The 18,190-nt window shown below is 67.1% G+C and carries 11 protein-coding genes and 1 pseudogene; 8 read left to right on the top strand and 4 right to left on the bottom strand.

What is annotated here, in order from left to right; genetic code table 11:
- Positions 1–192, top strand: a pseudogene (locus ACZ55A_RS36445) (RNA methyltransferase); the annotation flags it as partial.
- Positions 193–655: 463 nt separating this feature from the next.
- Here the strand turns inward: ACZ55A_RS36445 and ACZ55A_RS36450 are convergent.
- Positions 656–2,260, bottom strand: coding sequence for a hypothetical protein (locus tag ACZ55A_RS36450; protein ID WP_468849306.1), 1,605 nt, complete (start codon positions 2,258–2,260; stop codon positions 656–658).
- 108 nt (positions 2,261–2,368) lie between these two features.
- Positions 2,369–3,595, bottom strand: coding sequence for a ParB N-terminal domain-containing protein (locus ACZ55A_RS36455; RefSeq protein WP_468849307.1), 1,227 nt, complete (start codon positions 3,593–3,595; stop codon positions 2,369–2,371).
- Positions 3,596–3,749: 154 nt separating this feature from the next.
- Here ACZ55A_RS36455 and ACZ55A_RS36460 point away from each other — a divergent pair, with 154 nt between their 5' ends.
- From ACZ55A_RS36460 to ACZ55A_RS36475, 4 genes are all read left to right on the top strand, one after another.
- The gene (locus ACZ55A_RS36460; RefSeq protein ID WP_468849309.1) at positions 3,750–5,927 is read left to right on the top strand and encodes an N-6 DNA methylase; all 2,178 of its coding nucleotides are present in this window, start codon (positions 3,750–3,752) and stop codon (positions 5,925–5,927) included.
- Positions 5,928–6,014: 87 nt separating this feature from the next.
- A complete protein-coding gene (locus ACZ55A_RS36465) occupies positions 6,015–8,006 on the top strand; it encodes a type I restriction-modification system subunit M (RefSeq protein ID WP_468849311.1) in 1,992 nt (663 codons plus the stop codon).
- A 5-nt stretch (positions 8,007–8,011) separates the two neighbouring features.
- Positions 8,012–9,268: a restriction endonuclease subunit S gene (locus ACZ55A_RS36470; protein ID WP_468849332.1), complete on the top strand. Its 1,257-nt coding sequence runs from the start codon at positions 8,012–8,014 to the stop codon at positions 9,266–9,268.
- Positions 9,265–12,447 carry a type I restriction endonuclease subunit R gene (locus ACZ55A_RS36475; RefSeq protein ID WP_468849312.1) on the top strand — a complete coding sequence of 1,061 codons (3,183 nt, stop codon included), beginning with the start codon at positions 9,265–9,267 and terminating at the stop codon, positions 12,445–12,447. Before ACZ55A_RS36470 ends, ACZ55A_RS36475 begins: the two co-directional genes overlap by 4 nt.
- A gap of 54 nt (positions 12,448–12,501) precedes the next feature.
- On the opposite strand, the gene ACZ55A_RS36480 is transcribed toward ACZ55A_RS36475, so the two are convergent.
- Positions 12,502–12,717 carry a DUF397 domain-containing protein gene (locus ACZ55A_RS36480; protein ID WP_468849314.1) on the bottom strand — a complete coding sequence of 72 codons (216 nt, stop codon included), beginning with the start codon at positions 12,715–12,717 and terminating at the stop codon, positions 12,502–12,504.
- Positions 12,714–13,568 carry a helix-turn-helix domain-containing protein gene (locus ACZ55A_RS36485; protein ID WP_468849315.1) on the bottom strand — a complete coding sequence of 285 codons (855 nt, stop codon included), beginning with the start codon at positions 13,566–13,568 and terminating at the stop codon, positions 12,714–12,716. The genes ACZ55A_RS36480 and ACZ55A_RS36485 overlap by 4 nt, the downstream gene beginning before the upstream one ends.
- Before the next feature lie 109 nt (positions 13,569–13,677).
- On the opposite strand from ACZ55A_RS36485, the gene ACZ55A_RS36490 reads away from it, so the two are divergent.
- From ACZ55A_RS36490 to ACZ55A_RS36500, 3 genes are all read left to right on the top strand, one after another.
- Positions 13,678–14,127 (top strand): ATP-binding protein, encoded by a 450-nt coding sequence (locus ACZ55A_RS36490; protein ID WP_468849317.1) that lies wholly within the window; start codon positions 13,678–13,680, stop codon positions 14,125–14,127.
- 173 nt (positions 14,128–14,300) lie between these two features.
- Positions 14,301–15,887, top strand: a complete 1,587-nt coding sequence (locus ACZ55A_RS36495; RefSeq protein ID WP_468849319.1) for a serine/threonine-protein kinase — start codon at positions 14,301–14,303, stop codon at positions 15,885–15,887.
- A gap of 129 nt (positions 15,888–16,016) precedes the next feature.
- Positions 16,017–18,158 carry an AIPR family protein gene (locus tag ACZ55A_RS36500; protein WP_468849321.1) on the top strand — a complete coding sequence of 714 codons (2,142 nt, stop codon included), beginning with the start codon at positions 16,017–16,019 and terminating at the stop codon, positions 18,156–18,158.
- Positions 18,159–18,190 lie beyond the last annotated feature (32 nt).

Consider the following 18,190-nt stretch of genomic DNA (forward strand, 5'->3'; position numbering starts at 1 on the left):
AACCACCTCACCACCCTCACCCCCCGCCGCATCGCCTACGTAGCCTGCGACCCGGCCGCCCTCGCCCGCGACCTCAAGTACTTCGGGGAGGCGGGGTATGTGCCGCGGCGGATGCGGGCGTTTGATCTGTTTCCTATGACGCATCATGTGGAGTGTGTTGCCATCCTTGAGCCGGCGGCAAAGAGTCTCTGACCAGCTGTTTTACGCTTGGTTGCGGTGCTCGACCTCTTGCCGGTCATCCAAAGAGTGGAGTGGAAAGCCTTACTGCCTCAATACACCTGACTTGAGGCGTTACTGGCGAAGAGGCGAATGGATCGACCGTGGGGCCAGCCCGCCTATTCGGATCCCTGACGCCCAAGTGACCCTCGATATGAAGGCCTGTCAGATGTGCATCTGATCGTACGGCGATCGTCACGGCCACGGCCCAGGTGTGGAAATCGGTGGTGCCGGCGTCGTCGCAAGTCCGTGGGCAGGGCGGCGTTCGTCGTCGATTCACTCGCTCAGGGTGACCAGACTTCAGAGGGTCCCCAAGGACGGGGGTTTTCGTACGTCTGCCCGGTGATCGGATCGCACGCAAGCTGGCAGGGAGTGCGTTGGTTGTCGAAGGTCTGGGCATCCGCATGGCATGTGGCGCGAAGGACTCCTCCCGCTCCTTTTAGTGCCTGGCACTCTGCCATTCCTCGAAGACCAGCCAGAGATCACGAGGCCAGGACAACGTCAGCGGGTCGAAGGAAAAGGAGTGGACAGTCGTCTCCCTCCAAAGGGCTTCGGCGCGCTCGGCCTCGTTCGCGAGGAGACGCGCGCTTGCCACATGTCCACGAGCTCCGGCGTAGTCACGTTCTCTCACGGCACTCATCAGGGTGGGCCACAGCTCCCAGACCAGGTGCTGCCGTAGCTTGCGCAGGTGATCGGCGGTTTTCTGGCGGACCGCGTCGGTCAGATCCTGGTTCACCTCGATCGACTTGTCGTCGAGCTCTTCGAGCCGGTCTTCGTTCCAGCCGTGCTTCCCTATGAGGTCCTGCCAGCGGCGCCAGGCCCGTTCCCCCTCCTGCTGCACATACTCCTCCAGGTCCTCCTTAGTCAACCGAGGGATTTCCTTGTCGCCCGCTGCGTCGAGGCCAGAGACCTGCAGGATCGGGCTCGTGTCGTCGCCGTACCTGATCTTGGTGAGGATCTCCAGGAGGTCGAGGCTGGATGAGAAGTCCTCGGCGCGGGCCACGCCACAGATATCAGCGATGTCCTGAGCGACGCATTCCCAGTCGGTCTCCGCGATGTGGTTGTCCAGCTGGTCACCCAACCAATCCGCCGACCCGCGGTTGACCAAGTCGTCCAGGATTTCCTCGATCGTTGACTCAAGCCGCGACACCACGGCTTCCGGAGCCTCGCGATCCTTCCGAGCGGCGGTTTCCCGCTCAGCGCGCTTGGCGGCCTCTCGGTGCTGACCGCGAGCTGTCCGGCCGGACGGCAGGCGTGTCTGCAGGGCGCGCATCTTCTCTGCCGCAACCGGGTCGATCCCCTCAAGCAGCCCGATGGCTTGCATGCGGTGCCTAGCCTGGGCGAGGGGATCCGACGCAAGACTCCTGAGCAGGGCCACGCTGTCTCTAGGAGCGCGCCGGGCCACGGCGGCCGCCAGAGCCAGACGGTCCGCACTCGGCGCCTGCGGATGGGCGACGAGTCGTTCGAGGGAGTCGGGTACGTATCCGGCGGGGTGATCGTGTTCGGCGAGTGCCTGACCAACCTTCAGACGGGTGGTGAGAGCGGCGTTCTCGTCGGCGGCGAAGAGGTGTGCGGTCCATACGGCCCACCCCTCGCGCACGGCGTCCGCGAGCCAACCCCAGCCGTTTTTGGACAGGAGACTTCGAGCCTCTGCATAGCCTGCTTCGTCCGCTCGGTGTACCAGGGCGTTTGCTGCCCGGTGACGCAGGCCGGCAGGGACGCCCTTCGTGCCCGCGACATAGCAGAGTCCGACCGTGTAGTCCGCGTATGTGAAATCCGGTCGCTCGAAGCCGACCTTTGACTCCCGAGCGATGCGTCGTAGGTCGTCATGCCAAGGGCCGCCAGTCTCCACCATGAACGATGCCGCTGCCATCGCCGAACCGCCACGGATCGAGCACGCCTGCAGGCTACTGATGCGCCAGTTGTCGCCAAGCGAGTCGTCGGCGAAGCGAGTCAAACAGGTCTCGACGAAATCGTCAGGTCGCCGGCGGCGGGCCGGTACCTCGCAGTCCGGCAGCAGTTCGGGCCTCTCTGTGCTCACCATGGGCGCCTCCTTGATCGACGAGCACGGGCATCCTAACTCTGGCGCTCTTTGCCCTGGAATTGTTCCAACGCGGCCTGGATACAAGGCAGTTCGGTAGCCTGCAACCTGCTACCAGCCGCGGATCCGGCGCCCGTACTCGCGGTCGGGGTGCAGCAACGCGTCCGCGACACGACCGCCCGAATCCTTGGCGCCACCACCGAAGTTGAGAACGCCGGAGGCGTTCGCGCTGGCCGCCACCCCGTCCCAGTACGCCGCTTCGCGCTCCCACCGCACCGGCTCCAACAGTGCGAACAATTCCTCCTCGGTCAGTGCCCTGCCGGCGGTCGCCCAGCCGGTCGCCTGGTGGGCGGCGATGCCGAGACCCGCCAGCACCGCGGGCGCGGAAACGGCCGTACGCGCCACGAGATGCGGATAGAGGCGTGTGACGAGCCGTGACAGCAGCGGCACCAGCCTCTGCCCGGCCTGCTCCGCGTCCACCCCCTGCGGCAGCCTGTCGTCGTGCAGAGTGGAGGACGTCAGCGCCAGTCCGGCCCGCCCGTGCAGCGCGGTGATCACGAGAACGCGCAGCGCGGAAAGCGTGATCAGTTCCGGGTCGCTCTTCGTCAGCTGGCGCTTGCGCCCCTGCACCAGCTTGCCGAACGGGATGATCCTCCCCTCGTGCTCGACCTTCACCGTCTCGCCGATCCGGTGGGCGAGCTGGGTGCCGATGTCCCGCTGGTCCATCGACATCGCCAGGTTCTTGGCCACCGGTACGCCCTCGACGTTGCGGTCGTAGAAGATCTGCCGCGCGGACTCGACCGTGAGCCCGAAGTACAGCTCGTAGGGCAGCCGTACGGTGGTGAGCTTCTCGTATGTGATGCCGAAGCGTTCCGGGCTGTCGTAGAGCTCGTGCCAGGCCGTGACCTGGGTCTCGCCGTCGATGGCGACGACGGGGGAGCCGGGGAGCACGGTGACCGTGCGAATTCCGCTGCCCGGGATCAGTTCGTCGCTCACCGCACCCGGCTGCCCGTCGAGCCACAGCGTGATCGGGGGAGTGGACCAGCCCGAGCCGTACTCGCCGTTGACTCCCGACGCGATGTACGCGGCGTACGAGGTGACGTTGCGGCCCTTCTGGGTCGATTTCAGCATGCGCTGAACAAGGGCGCGTACCTCGGCGTGCCGGCGCAGGGTGCCGGACGCGTACTTCAGGGCACGCGTGTCCTCCTCGGTCCGCGGCGACGGGACGAGCTGGAGCAGTGTCGGCAGCCCCATCGTTCCGATCACCGCATCGGGGCGGAACGGCATCACGGTGAGCTGTGTGCCTTCGATGGCGGTCGTGGGCATCGTGAGGTGCATGGCTGGGTCCCCCTCCAGGAAGTGACGGTCTTCGCTTCGAGTGGAAGCGCTAACAGAGAAGCATGACCGTGAAAGCAGCGTCAAACGGCTTCCGTGATTTGACGTCCGCTGTAAGTTGTTAACAGTTCACCGCCACTGAGAGGCTCATCCCGCCATGCCGCAGTCATCCGCCGCCCACGTGACGGCCGCCGAGATTTCGCGCATCGCCGGGGTCACGCGCGCCACCGTCAGCAACTGGCGGCGGAGGCACGACGACTTCCCGTCCCCGTCCGGCGGGACCGAAAGCAGCCCGCTCTACGACCTGGAGGCGGTACAGGCGTGGCTGGCCGCGCGGGGCCACACGACGACCGCCGGCCCGCGGGAGGAGTTCCGCACGGCCCTGCGTCTGCACGCACAAGGGGCAGCCGCCGGCGGAACCGCGCTACTGCCGCTCGTCCTCGCAGCCTCGCGTTACGCCCCCGACGACCTGACCACCTTCACGAAGCTCACGGACGACGACCTCGCCGCTCGTGCCACAGCTGAGGCGAAGGCACTCGCGGGCACGGTCCCGGGCTCCGACGCCATCCGCTTCACGCCCGCGGATGGCGCGGCCCTGCGTGCCCTGCTCCGCTGTGTACGGGACGAGGGGGGCCAGGCCGCGCTCGGCGTACTCGCGGAACGGGAACTGGAGGACAGCGCCGCGAGCGGCACCTACCAGACTCCGGCCCAACTGGCGGATTTGGCTGCCCGGTTGCTCCCGCGCTCTGTACGCAGGGTCCTGGACCCGGCGTGCGGAAGCGGTACTTTGCTGGAGGCCGCGGCCCGGCACGGCGCGACCGAGCTCTACGGTCAGGACACCCTTGCCGTCCAGGCCCAGCGCAGCGCGGTCGGCCTGCTGCTGGAGACCCCCGATGCAGAGATCACCGTCCGGGACGGCGACAGCCTGCGTGCCGACGCGTTCCCCGGTCTCACGGTCGACGCGGTGCTGTGCAATCCGCCCTACGGTGACCGCGACTGGGGCCACGACGAACTGGCCTACGACCCGCGCTGGGCGTACGGCGTCCCCGCGCGCGCAGAATCGGAACTCGCCTGGATCCAGCACGCACTCGCTCACCTCATCCCGGGCGGCTGGGCGGTGCTGATCCTCCCGCCCGCCACCGCTACTCGCGCCTCAGGGCGCCGGGTCCGGGCGGAGCTGCTGCGCAGCGGCGCTGTACGGGCCGTGGTCGCACTGCCGGCCGGGGCCGCCCCGCCGCTGCACGTGGGGTTGCAGCTCTGGGCGCTGCAGCGGCCGGAACCGGGCGGCGCGGAACGAAAGTCCGTGCTGTTCATCGACACAGCGGGCGCGGCCGAGGGGACCGCCGCGGGCAGCGAGCCCGGTCGCCCAGCGGTCGCGACCCGCACCGGCTCCGCTCGCAGCCCCCTGAACTGGACCGCACTCAGCGCACGGACGCTCGCCCACTGGGAAGCCTTCGCCACCGCCCCGGACGCCTTCACCGGCGAACCCGCCGTTGCCCGCGCGGTGCCCGTTGTCGACCTCCTCGACGACCTCGTCGACCTCACCCCCGCCCGCCAGGTCCGCAGCTCACGCACGGACATCGACCCCGCCGAACTGGCCGCCCGCGCGGACACCGGGCGTCGCGAGCTGACCGAGGCAGCCCAGTCCCTCGTGCGAGCTGCGGGCCCCACCGGCTGGGTTGCGGCGGGTTCCTCGGTCAAGGAATGGCGTACGGCGACCGCGTCGGACCTCGCACGGGGCGGCGCGCTGACCCTGCTGCGTACGGTGCCGGACCCGAAGACACCGCGAGCCGACGGCGGAGCCGCGCCTTCCCCCGTCACCTCCGTCCTCACGGGAACGGACATCGCCAGCGGCTCGGCCCCGTCGGGCGACCCGGCCGAGCTGCGTGCCGAGGCCGCACCCGTCATCGCCGCGGGCGACGTCCTCGTACGGGCGGTCGCGGGCGGCACCGGTCCGATGGTGCGCGTCGCGGACGAGCCGGACACCGGCGCGCTCCTCGGCCCGAACGTCCATCTCCTCCGCCCCGACCCCACCCGCCTGGACCCCTGGTTCCTGGCCGGATTCCTCGACTCCGAGGACAACATCGCGGGCGCCTCGACCGGCAGCACGGTGCTGCACGTCGCGCCGGGGCGCCTGCGCATCCCTCTCATGCCCCTCGAAGAACAGCGCCGCTACGGCAGGGCGTTCCGGCACGTACACGCCCTGCGCGCCCAGGCCCGGAAGGCGACGCGGCTCGCGGAGGAGACGGCCGGCCTCCTGTCGGGTGGCCTCACGGGTGGCGCGCTGATCCCGCCGCCGCCCCGTCCGGGCTCGTCGACCGCCGATTCGTCCTGATCGCCACCTGAGCGCCCGCCCATAGACCACACTTGTCCGCACCCGCACTCGATGCGCGGAACGGCACGGAAGGAAACCGGGGAACCCTTGAACAGCAGTAAGCACACGGAACTGGCCAATCACGCCTGGTCCGTCGCCGACCTCCTGCGCGGCGACTACAAGCAGTCCGACTACGGCAAGGTCATCCTGCCGTTCACGGTGCTGCGCCGGCTGGAATGCGTCCTGGAGCCGACCCGTCAGAAGGTCGCCGAGGAGGTCGCCCGCTTCGAGGGCCAGGACATGGACACGGACCACTTCCTGCGCCGCGCCTCGGGACACTCCTTCTACAACAAGAGCGATCTCACTCTGAAGAAGATCGCCGCCGACCCGCAGAACGCGGCGCAGCTCCTTCAGATCTACGTGGCGGGCTTCTCCGACAATGCCCGTGAGGTCCTCGACAAGTACGAGTTCACCCAGCAGATCAAGAAGCTGGCCGGCGCCGACTTGCTCTACAAGGTCATCGGCAAGTTCACCGATCTCGACCTGCACCCCGAGAACGTGTCCAACCACAACATGGGCTACATCTTCGAGGAGTTGATCCGCCGGTTCGCGGAACAGTCCAACGAGACGGCGGGCGAGCATTTCACCCCGCGCGAGGTCATCCAGCTGATGGTCAACCTGCTGATCGCGCCCGACGGCGACGCGCTCAGCCTGCCCGGCGTGATCCGTACGGTGATGGACCCGGCGTGCGGCACGGGCGGAATGCTCAGCGCGGCCGAGGAACACATCAAGGCGTACAACGACGACGCCACGGTGGAGGTGTACGGGCAGGAACTCAACCCCGAGTCCTGGGCGATCTGCCGTTCCGACCTGATGATCAAGGGCCAGGACCCGGAGAACATCGCCTACGGCAACTCCTTCTCCGACGACGGCCACAAGCGCGAGAGGTTCGACTACCTCCTGGCCAACCCGCCGTTCGGCGTGGAGTGGAAGAAGGTCAAGGAAGCGGTCGAGTACGAGCACCAGCACCTGGGCGAAGCCGGCCGCTTCGCCGCGGGCCTGCCGCGCATCAACGACGGCTCGCTGCTCTTCCTCCAGCACATGATCTCGAAGATGAAGCCGGTGGACGTCAAGGGGCGGGGCGGCTCCCGCATCGCGATCGTCTTCAACGGCTCGCCCTTGTTCACCGGTGCGGCCGGCTCGGGTGAGTCCGAGATCCGTCGGTGGATCCTGGAGAACGACTGGCTGGAGGCGATCGTCGCCCTGCCGGACCAGCTCTTCTACAACACCGGTATTTCCACGTACTTCTGGATCCTGACGAACCGCAAGTCCCCGGACCACAAGGGGAAGGTCGTGCTGCTGGACGCGCGCGACCAGTTCCAGAAGATGCGCAAGTCGCTCGGCGACAAGCGCAAGGAACTCGGCAAGCAGCACATCGCGGACGTGACGCGGCTGTACGAGGAAGCGATCAGCGCGGCGGCCGACCCTGACCACCCGTTCCACGGCAAGGTCAAGGTCTTCGAGAACGAGACGTTCGGCTACCAGCGCATCACAGTGGAACGGCCGCTGAAGCTGCGCTTCGAGGTCACGGAGGAGACGCTGGCTGCGTTGGCGGCGGCCAAGCCGGTGCAGAAGCTGGCGGACGCGGACGCCTTCGTTGGCGCGGTGCGTACGCTGCTGGGCTCGTCGTGGGCGACGAAGTCCGAGGCGCTGATCGCGCTGAAGGACGCGGTGGTGGGGGCCGGGTTGCTCTGGCCGACCGGTGCGCTGTTCGCGAAGGCGGTACGGGACACGGTGGGCGTCCGGGACCCGGAGGGTGAGGTGCAGCTCGTCAAGGGCCAGCCGGAGCCGGACGCGGAGTTGCGGGACTACGAGAACGTGCCGTTGGGGGAGGACGTCGAGGAGTACCTGAAGCGGGAGGTACACCCGCACGTTCCGGACGCGTGGATCGACCACACGAAGACGAAGATTGGCTACGAGATTCCGGTCACGCGGCACTTCTACGTGTACGAGCCGCCGCGGCCGTTGGCGGAGATCGATGCGGAGTTGAAGGCTCTGGAGGCGGAGATCCAGACTCTACTTGGTGAAGTGACTGGGTGAACAACATGGTAAGCCCCCCGTACGAGCTGATTTCACTCAGGCGCTTTGTCGATGAGATCACTGATGGCCCATTTGGTAGTTCGCTGACGAGTAGCCACTATGCCGATGACGGTGCTCGCGTCATCCGGCTCGGCAACATTGGTTCAGCGAGGTTCAGGGATGATGATGCCGCGTACATTCCGCTTGAATACTTTGAGGCGTTGCGGCGTCACGAAGTGAGGCCGGGTGACCTGCTTATCGCTGGGCTCGGAGATGAAAATCATCCAGCCGGTCGTGCATGCGTTGCACCCGGTAGCATTGGTCCTGCCATCGTGAAAGCAGACTGCTTCCGGGCGCGGCTGGATGAATCTCGGCTTACGCACCGATATGCGGCATGGGCGTTGAACTCGTCATCGGTGGTGCAGCAAGTAGCTACGCTTACGCGGGGTTCTACGCGGGCTCGAATCAACCTGGACGTCGCTCGAGACATTAGGATCCCGGTGCCTCCGGTAGATGAACAGTGTCGCATCGCCGCCTTCCTTGATTCAGAGTCAGCAAAGATCGAAAATCTGGTTTCGAAGAAGAGGCTCTTGGTCGCTCTGCTGGAAGAGCGAATCAATAGTCGGGTTCTGGGGCGTATTGGTGCGAGTGCCTTGGTGGGGCCAGCGTCGGGGGCTCCTGTTTTGCCGATCAGGCGCATCCTGAAGAAGGTTAACCGACCAGCAGCCCCGGGGGTCGGGGTAGTGACCGCCTTTAGAGATGGTCATGTAACGGAACGCGGCAAGCGACGAGCTGAGGGCTACACACTTTCGGCATCGAACGAATTGCAAGGCCAGTATGTTCGACTGGACGACATCGTGATCCATGGTCTTGACGGGTTCGCCGGGGCGATTGGGGTATCGGAGGCAATTGGAAATTGCAGCCCCGTTTACCATGTCTGCGTCCCGGTACGCGACGGTGACGCCCGCTATCTTGGCAGGCTACTTCGTCTGCTGGCCCTCCAAGGATATCTCGGCAATTTCGCGACGAGCACGCGGGAAAGGGCCGTTGACTTCCGTAACTGGGATCTCTTCGGGCGTATTCCTATCCCGGTCGTGGAAGGAGACGAGCAACGCGAAGTCGGTTCCTGGATTACAAAGATCCGACCTCTGCGGGAAGCAGTCGAGCATTCGGCTGCTCTGGCTGCCGAACGCCGCCAAGCCCTCATCACCGCCGCCGTAACCGGCCAGTTCGACGTCTCCACCGCCAGCGGACGCAACGTAACGGACGGAGTCACTGTATGAGCCCCATCCACAACGAGTCCGCTTTCGGCTCCGCGATAGTCGCCGCCATGACCGCGCCCGAGCCCGAGTACGGGTGGCGCGAGGCGCGGCCCCAGGACTACACGGCTGATCTCGGGCTCGACACCAACGAGCTGTTCGAGTTCATCAAGAAGTCCCAGCCCGACGAGTGGTATGAACTCCGGACCGTCTACGGCAACGCCGACGAGGCTGAGCGCGGCTTCGCCAGGCGCCTCGACAAGGCCATAAGTGATGACGGCCTGCTCCACGTCCTCCGTAACGGCGTCAAGGACCGTGGCGTCCGCATCCGCGTCGCCTACTTCAAGCCCAACCTCGTGCCCGACGACTCCGTACTCAAGGGCTATCGGGCCAACCGCCTCACCGTCGTCCGTGAGCTCCGCTACGCCACCAAGCAGGCCGACTGGGGCAACGAGCTGGACCTGACGCTCTTCCTCAACGGCATCCCCATCGCCACCGCGGAGTTGAAGAACCCCCTCACCGGTCAGGGCGCCGAGCACGCCAAGGAGCAGTACCGCACGGACCGCGACCCGACCGAGCTGATCTTCACGCGCCGCGTCATCGCGAACTTCGCCGTGGACCCGGATGTGGTCTTCGTCGCCACCCAGCTCAAGGGGAAGAACACGCGCTTCCTTCCCTTCAACACGGGCTCCAAGGGGCCCGGTCTCCCCGGTGGCGCCGGCAACCCTGCGCCCGCCGCCTTCGGCCAGTACGCCACCTCGTACCTCTGGGAGCAGGTCTGGGAGCGGCACAATTGGCTCGACCTGCTCCAGCGGTTCGTCCATCAGCAGAAGACCAAGACCGAGAAGACGACGATCTTCCCGCGCTTCCACCAGTGGGACGTGGTCAAGAAGCTGACCGCCCATTCCGCCACCCACGGCGCCGGGCAGGACTACCTGATCATGGCCTCGGCCGGCTCGGGCAAGTCGAACACCATCGGCTGGCTCGCGCACCGCCTCTCCGACCTCCACGCGGACACCGACCCGCGCGCCCTCGACACCAAGGCGCTGGCCGCGGGTCTCATCAAGCCCGGCGAACCCGTCTTCGACAAGGTCATCGTCATCACCGACCGCCGGAACCTGGATGCCCAGCTCCGCGAAACCGTCGGCAGCTTCTCGCAGACCGACGGTCTGGTCGTGAAGATCGACGAGAAGAGCGGCGCCAAGAGCGAGCAGCTCGCCCGCGCCCTGTCCCGCGACACCGGCAAGATCGTCACCGTCACCCTGCACTCGTTCCCGGCGCTCCTCGACTACATCCAGCGCAACCCGACGGAGATCAAGGGCACCACCTTCGCGATCATCCTCGACGAGGCTCACTCCTCCCAGTCCGGCGACGCCGCCACGGCCGTCCGCGCGGCCCTGCGGGATCTCGGCCTCGACTCGGACTCGGAGGACCCTGGTGCGACCACCCTCACCGTCACCGAGCAGCTGATGAAGAAGGCGGAGGACCGGTCCAAGGCGGCCAACCTCTCCTACTTCGCCTTCACCGCCACCCCCAAGGCCAAGACTCTCGAACTCTTCGGTACCCCCGAGCAGATCGACGGCAAGACCACCTACCGGCCCTTCCACACGTACTCCATGCGCCAGGCCATCGAGGAAGGCTTCATCCTCGACCCCCTGCGCAACTACGTCACGTACAACACGTACTGGAAGCTGGTGAACAAGAACCCCGACGAGAAGGAAGTCGACCCCTCCAAGGCGAACCCGCTTCTCGCCCGACATGCGCTCACCCACGACTCGACCGTCTCCCAGCACGCCCAGGTGATCGTCGAGCACTTCGTCAGCCACACCCGCGGACGCCTCGGCGGACGCGCCAAGGCGATGGTCGTGACCGCGTCCCGCCAGTCCGCCGCCCAGATGGCGCGGGCCATCAAGAGCTACATCAAGGACCGGGACTACGACACCAAGTTCCCGGACCTCGGCGTCCTGGTCGCGTTTTCCGGATCGCTCACCATCGACGGTGAGGAGACCACCGAGCCGAAGGAGAACGGTGGGCTCGCGGAGAGCGCGCTCCCGAAGGCGTTCGGCTACACCCGCGCCGACGACAAGGCCGTGAAGGCCGGGGCGAAGGGCAAGCAGGAGTACAAGATCCTGGTGGTGGCCGAGAAGTACCAGACCGGCTTCGACCAGCCGCTGTTGACCACGATGTACGTCAACAAGAAGCTGACCGGGATCTCCGCCGTGCAGACCCTCTCCCGGCTGAACCGCACCGCCGAGCGCAAGACACAGGCCGACCTCGCCGTCCTGGACTTCGCCAACGAGGCCGAGGACATCAAGGACGCCTTCCGCCCGTACTTCGAGGAAGCACAGACCCTCCCCTCGGACCCCAACCTCCTCTACACCGCGCAGAGCCGGGTCATGTCCGCGCCGATCATCTCGGAAGCGGACATGGACGAGTTCGCCACCGCCTTCTTCGAGGCGAAGCAGAAGGCCGCCGGATCGCAGGCCCGGTGGGAGAAGCTGCACGCCGAGCTGTACCGCATCCTCTCCCCGGCCGTCGCGCGTTACGAGGCGCTGCGAGATGACGACGAGGACGAGGACCACGTCCAGACGGCCGAGGACTTCCGCGCCGATCTGCACGACTACGTACGCAAGTACGGCTTCCTCGCCCAGATCGTGCCCTACCGCGACGCCGACCTGGAACGGCTGCACCTCTACGGGCGCTACCTCCTCACCCGGCTGAGGGGCCGCACCGACGGAGGCGTGGACATAGGCGAGGTGGACCTCAGCCACCTGAGGGTCGAGAAGACCGGCGAGCACGACGTGTCGCTGACGGCCGAAGGCCCGGCACTCATGCAGGGGTTCGGCGAGGGCGCGGGCGGCGCCAAGGAGGCGGAGAAGTCGCTCCTGTCGGAGCTGATCGAGAAGTTCAACGCCAAGTTCGGCACGGACTTCACCGAGGAAGATCTTGCCAAGCCGTTCAACGAGGCCAAGGCAGACGCCAAGGTGAAGGCCGCGGCCCTCGTCAACGACGAGGACAACTTCGGCAAGGTCTTCGACAAGGTCTTCGCCGACAAGATGGCCGACCACATCGACACCATCGCCGGCATGGGCCGTCAGTACTTCGGCGCGGACCGGAGCTTCAAGTCCAACTTGGACCGCAGCGCACGCCGCGCAGCATGGCGCATGATCCGCCGTGAGGCGGGCGTGGACGACGAGGACTGAGACGGAGGTGGGGGCCGCGTACGCCACTGAGGGGTACGCGGTCCTACCCGTTTGCTACGCCTGCGTACCGGAAGCCATCCCGACGAACCTGGCCCACGCCTCGCGCCCTACGGTCAGCGCGGGGGCGTCGAGTGGTCTCTTGGAGTCCCGGATGTGCACGACGTCGTGCGTGGCGGCTATCTCGACGCACTCGCCACCCTCAGCACCGCTGTAACTGCTCTTGCGCCAGGTGAGTTCCGACGCAGGGGACAAAATCCGTGCGGTGTTCATAGCTCTCCCAGCAACTTCTCGATGAATCCCGTGGTCTCTCGCGGAGTGAGAGCTTGGGATCGGATGATTCCATAGCGCGCAGCCACGGAGCGGACTTCGTTCCGGTCGGTGAGCAGGATGCTGCGGCCTTGTACCTCCAGATACGCGACCTGGTCGCCGCCCTTGCGCGTGATCAGGGTGAACGGCCCGTCCACGCCAGCATGGTCCTCGCGATCGGTGGGCATGGCCTGGATCTCCACGTTGCGCTTTTGGCCGATCAGCAGGATCTGTTCCAACACGCCGCGCATCACAGCCTTGCCGCCGAAAGGACGACGGAAGACCGCTTCCTCGATGACGAAGCTCATCAGCGGTTCTGGCCATCGGTTGAAGATGTCCTGACGAGCGATGCGAGCTGTCACTCGTTGCTCGATGGTGTCTTCGTCCAGCAGTGGGCGCCGCATCGCGAGGAGAGCGCGGGTGTACTCCTCGGTCTGCAGAAGCCCAGGCACTGCCTGCACCGCGTACAAGAACAGCTCAAGGGCTTCTGCCTCCAGCCGCGCCGCATCCCGGAAGAACGCCGGATACTGCGCCCGCGCCACCTCCTCCTTCAACGCGATCAGTACGCCTCCCGCGCCCAGCACCTCATCCGCCCGGTCGATGAACCGCGGTGGTGGAATACGCCGCCCCTGCTCGAACGAGGCGATCGACTGGGCCGCGTACCCCACCAGCTTCCCGAACTCCGCCCGTTCGAGCCCCGCCCGCACCCGCAGTAACTTCAACTGGCGCCCGAACGCCGTCACTACACCCGAACCAGGTTCGTCCTCCGGATGCTGCCCCACCAGCTCGCGTTCGTCCCGGTCCTCGTACTCCATCGCCGCCGCTCCTCCCGCCACGTACAGCGCGCCTGCCGCCACGTCCAAGAGCCCGACGACGGCGCGTCACCCATGGTCACGCTACGCCACCACGCCTCACCGTGGAGACATGACGAGCAACCCCGTGGGCGACACCCCAACCGTGCAACTCAGCCGCTCCAGCCGCCATTTCGAGATGAGGTTCAGCTCCACTCCGCGGGGCGCCCGACTTGCCCGTCGCCTCTGCGCTGAGCGTCTGCATGCCTGGGGTATCCCTTACGCCGCCGAGGCGCACGACACGCTCGCCCTGCTTGTCGTCGAGCTCGCCGCGAACGCCGTTCGCCACGGGCGGGTGCCCGGTCGGGACTTCCTCCTGCGGCTCACCGCCCACGCCGCGACCGTGCGCGTAGAGGTCACCGACACCCGCGGTGAGCGGCTCCCGGAGCCGGTGGCCGGCCCTCTCGGGCTCGACCGCACCGGCGGACGCGGCCTGCTGCTCGTCGAGTGCCTCGCCGAGCGCTGGGGCTGGTTCCCCCCGTGCCTGCGGCGCGCCCGGCAAGACCGTGTGGGCCGAGTGTGACCGGCCGCGGGACCACTCGGCGAGGGGCGTATCTCAGCCATAACTGCCGAACCTTGCGCACTTTCTGGACGGTAGATCGTCCCGCCCGCGAGACTTGTTCCGGCCATGTCGGGCCGGCCGACGCCACCACCGTGTACGGATGCCGGCGCAAGGACGCGACGGGGGCGGGCAAGGTGCCGCAGCAGAAAATCGCCGGACGTTACGAACTCCTGGAGGAGCTCAGCCACGGCGGCATGGGGGACGTGTGGCGCGGCTATGACGCCGTGCTCGACCGGCCCGTCGCCGTGAAGCTGATCCGGCAGCAGGCCATCAGCTCACCGCAGCTCGCCGAGGAGTTCGCCAAGCGGTTCCGGCGCGAGGCGCGGATCACCGCCCGGATCCAGCACGCGGGCGTGCCGCAGGTGTACGACGCGGTGCTCGACGACTCGCTGGAGCGGCTGTTCCTCGTCATGGAGCTGGTCGACGGGGTGCCCCTGTCCGCGTACGTCCAGCCCGGCCGTCCCCTTCCGGTGGCCTGGGCGGCGGCCGTCGCCGCGCAGGTGGCGACCGTCCTCTCACACGCCCACGTGGTGCCGGCGATCCACCGCGACCTCAAACCCGGCAATATCCTCGTCGCCCGCGACGGGACGGTGAAGGTCCTCGACTTCGGGATCGCGGCGATCCTGCGGACCGACGTGACCAAGCTGACCGCCACCGGTACGCCGATCGGCACCTACCAGTACATGTCGCCGGAGCAGGTGCGGGGCGGGCGGATCACCCCGCAGACCGACCTGTACGCGCTCGGCTGCATCCTCCACGAACTGCTCAGCGGGCAGCTCCTGTTCAGTGGGGACAGCGAGTACGTGCTCATGTATCAGCACGTGAATGCCGCCCCCACCCCGCTGCGCGAGCTGCGCACGGATGTCCCGTCCGCCTTGGAGGAACTCGTCCTCCGCCTGCTGCGCAAGGCGCCGGAGGCGCGGCCCGCCGACATCCAGGAGGTGTACGAGCGGCTGCGACCCTTCCTGCCACCGCCCGGCGCGACACCCGCACCGGCCGGTGCCGGACCGACCGGCGTACCCGACCCGACCGGGCTCTTCCGCAACCCGTACGCGCCACGTTCCCGAGCCCAGGCCGGGCCGCGCATCCCCGGCACGGACGGACAGTCGCCCGCACCGGCCGCTCCCGCCGCGGCGCCCGGTGCGCTCCGAGCGGAGATCAAGGAGGCTTACGCGCACTCGGACGCCCTCCTGGAGGAGGAGCGGTTCGCGCAGGCCGCAGAGGTGCTCGGCGAGATCATCGAACCGGCCGCGCGAGCCCTTGGCTCCGAGAGCCGGCAGGTCCTGGAGCTGCGTACCCAGCGGGCCGCGATCCGACTGCTGGGCGGTGACTACCGGACCGCCTTGCCAGAATTCGACGCGCTCGCCGACGCCTATGGCCGAATCAACGGCCCCACCAGTGAAGACGCCCGCGCCTGTCGGGCGCAGGCCGCGCGCTGCCGAGCCGAACTGGGCCAGGTCACGGAGGCGCTCGCCGCGTTGCAGGGCATCCTCGGCGTCGTGCGCTCCGTTGACGGCGACGTGAGCGAAGAAGCCGTCGAACTGCGCCGTGACATCGGGATGCTGATGCTTGCGCAGGGGCGGGCGGCCGAGGCCATGCACATCTTGGAGCCGCTGCACGAGGACCTGTGCGTGGTCTACAGGCCGGATGACGAGATGACCGCCGAGATTGCGGAGGCGCTGGCACTGATCCGGCTGGACCTCGACGGGTCGGCTTCCTGAAAGGCGCCACGCAGCACGCGGCGCCCGTGGGACGATCTTGACCGGGGCCGGTCGTTCCACAGCACAACGACGGCCCGGGGAGGACGGGAAGCCATGAACGCTGCGCACGCGGGGAGGGGCAAGCAGGAGGTGACCCTGCAGGTCCGCCAGGTGAAACAGGCCTTGAAAACCGTCTACCTGGAGTCGGGGCTCATCGATGGAAGTGACCTGGCTGGGAAGACGGACGAGGAACTTGAGAAGCGCATGCTCTCGCGTGCCCTGACCGCCCAGGCCGTCCGGATCGTCACCGGCTTCAGCCCGCAGGAAGCGGCGCTCACGGTGATCGACGGCATTGCTGACAAGGGCATCGACGCCATTGCGGTGGTGGATGGGCCGAACCCGCACGTCTATCTCGTCCAAGCCAAATGGAGCAAGGACGGCAAAGCCAAGGGCGAGCGGGAGACCGTCTGGGAGCTGCTCGCGGGGCTGAGGCTGATCGACGACGAGGACTTCGCCGCGTTCAACCCGCGCGGTAGGCAGCTGGCGGAATACGCCAAGGCTGTCATGGCGAAGGGACCGACCAAGATCACCCAGGTTGCGGTGCTGATGCGGGCCGACGAGGTGAGCGAGGGCTTCCGTCACGCGTTGGTCGACGGTGAGAAGGAGTTCAACCGCCACGGGAAGGTTTTGGACCACCGGGTCATCCTGGGGCCCGAGGTCTGGGAATCCGTACGGGAGGACCTGGCACCCAACCCCGTCGAGCTGACCGCCGACCTTTTCCCGTGGTTCACCATCAGCCTCCCGTACGAGTCGTACCAAGGCGTTATCGAGGCCGAGCAGGTGGCCCGGTGGATGGAGCACGGCGCGAACCTGTTCAACCTGAACATTCGCAATCCGCTCGGCCGAACGCCGATCAACAACGAACTGATCAGCACCCTCACCGAAGAGCCCGCCAGCTTCTGGTACTACAACAACGGCGTCACCGTCCTGTGCGAGTCGGTGGAACGGGTTCATCAGGCGATCCGGAATCCTCAGGCCCGCCCGATCACCCTGACCCTGCACAACGCCAGCGTTGTGAACGGCGCCCAGACGGTGCGGTCGGTGGCCGAGGCCGTAGCTGCCGATGACGCGGCGGCGGATGCCCAGGTGGGCGTCCGGATCATCGTGACGGGAAAGGCCGAGGAGTTCGCCAAGCGGACCACCCAGGCGACCAACCGGCAGAACCGGGTGGAGGCACGGGACTTCATTGCCCTGGACCCGGTGCAGGCTGCCATTTTGGAGGACATGCGGGCCGAACTCGGTCTGGAGTACAGCGTCCGTCGCAGTGAACTGGACCCGACTGAGGACACGGGCTGCTCTGTGGTCGAAGCGGCGTGTGCGCTCGCATGTGCCCACCCCGACAGCCAGTACGCAGCCAGGATGGCCACCACGCTCGACGTGCTGTGGGAACGTGGCTCGCAGGGCATCTACGACGTGTTGTTCCGGCCGCAACCCAGCGCCTATCTCCTCTGGAACTCCGTTCAGGTACTCCGGCAGGTCCGCCGCACGCTGCATGTCGTGCGCTCGGGATACGAGGGCCGGGGTGCAGCACTCACCGAGCACGGCCTCTATCTCCTTACCCATCTCGTCTTCCGCCGCCTCGACACCGAGTCCATCGACGAGCCGGACCCGAAGCAGGAATGGGCGACGACTGCCGTGGAGCAGGTCCCCGACCTGGTCAAAGAGATCCTTCCCACGGTCGCCGGGGCAATCGACCAGCTCTACGGCGAACGCTCGCAGATCCGAGCCGTGTGCGCGGACATCACGCGCTGCCGAGAGGTCGTCAGATGCGTACTGCGGGCCGATGCCGCGTCGGAGAGCCTGCCCGCACCGGACAGGTACCGCCGGGTTCCCGCCCAGCGCAAGCCCCGCCGGCCCAACGCGGTGCACGTCCTCATCGACAAGGGCGTACTCGAGGAGGGTGCCCCGCTCGTCCTGTCCACCGCCTATCCGCTGGAGGTCGCGGCTATTAAGGACTGGCTTGGCCAGGACGAGAAGCGGGGCCGGGCCAGCTGGACCAGGCACCGCACCAAGCCGATTCTCTGGGCCGCCGACGGAAAGCAGTACTCACCGTCCGGCCTGATCACCCGGATGTGGGAACTCGCCGAATGGGAAAAGCGGCCCGTGGCCAACCAGGGCACCGCACGGTGGGTCACCGAGACCGGCGAAAGTCTCGCAGACCTCGCCTGGAGGGTCCTCGGAGAACTCGAAGAACCGGACGAGGACGAGTCGGCTGAATCCGCCCGCGATTGACGAAAATCCGGTGGGGCGTGGCCGCGGCGCCC

It is taken from the genome of Streptomyces sp. NPDC034111 (genome assembly GCF_055575375.1).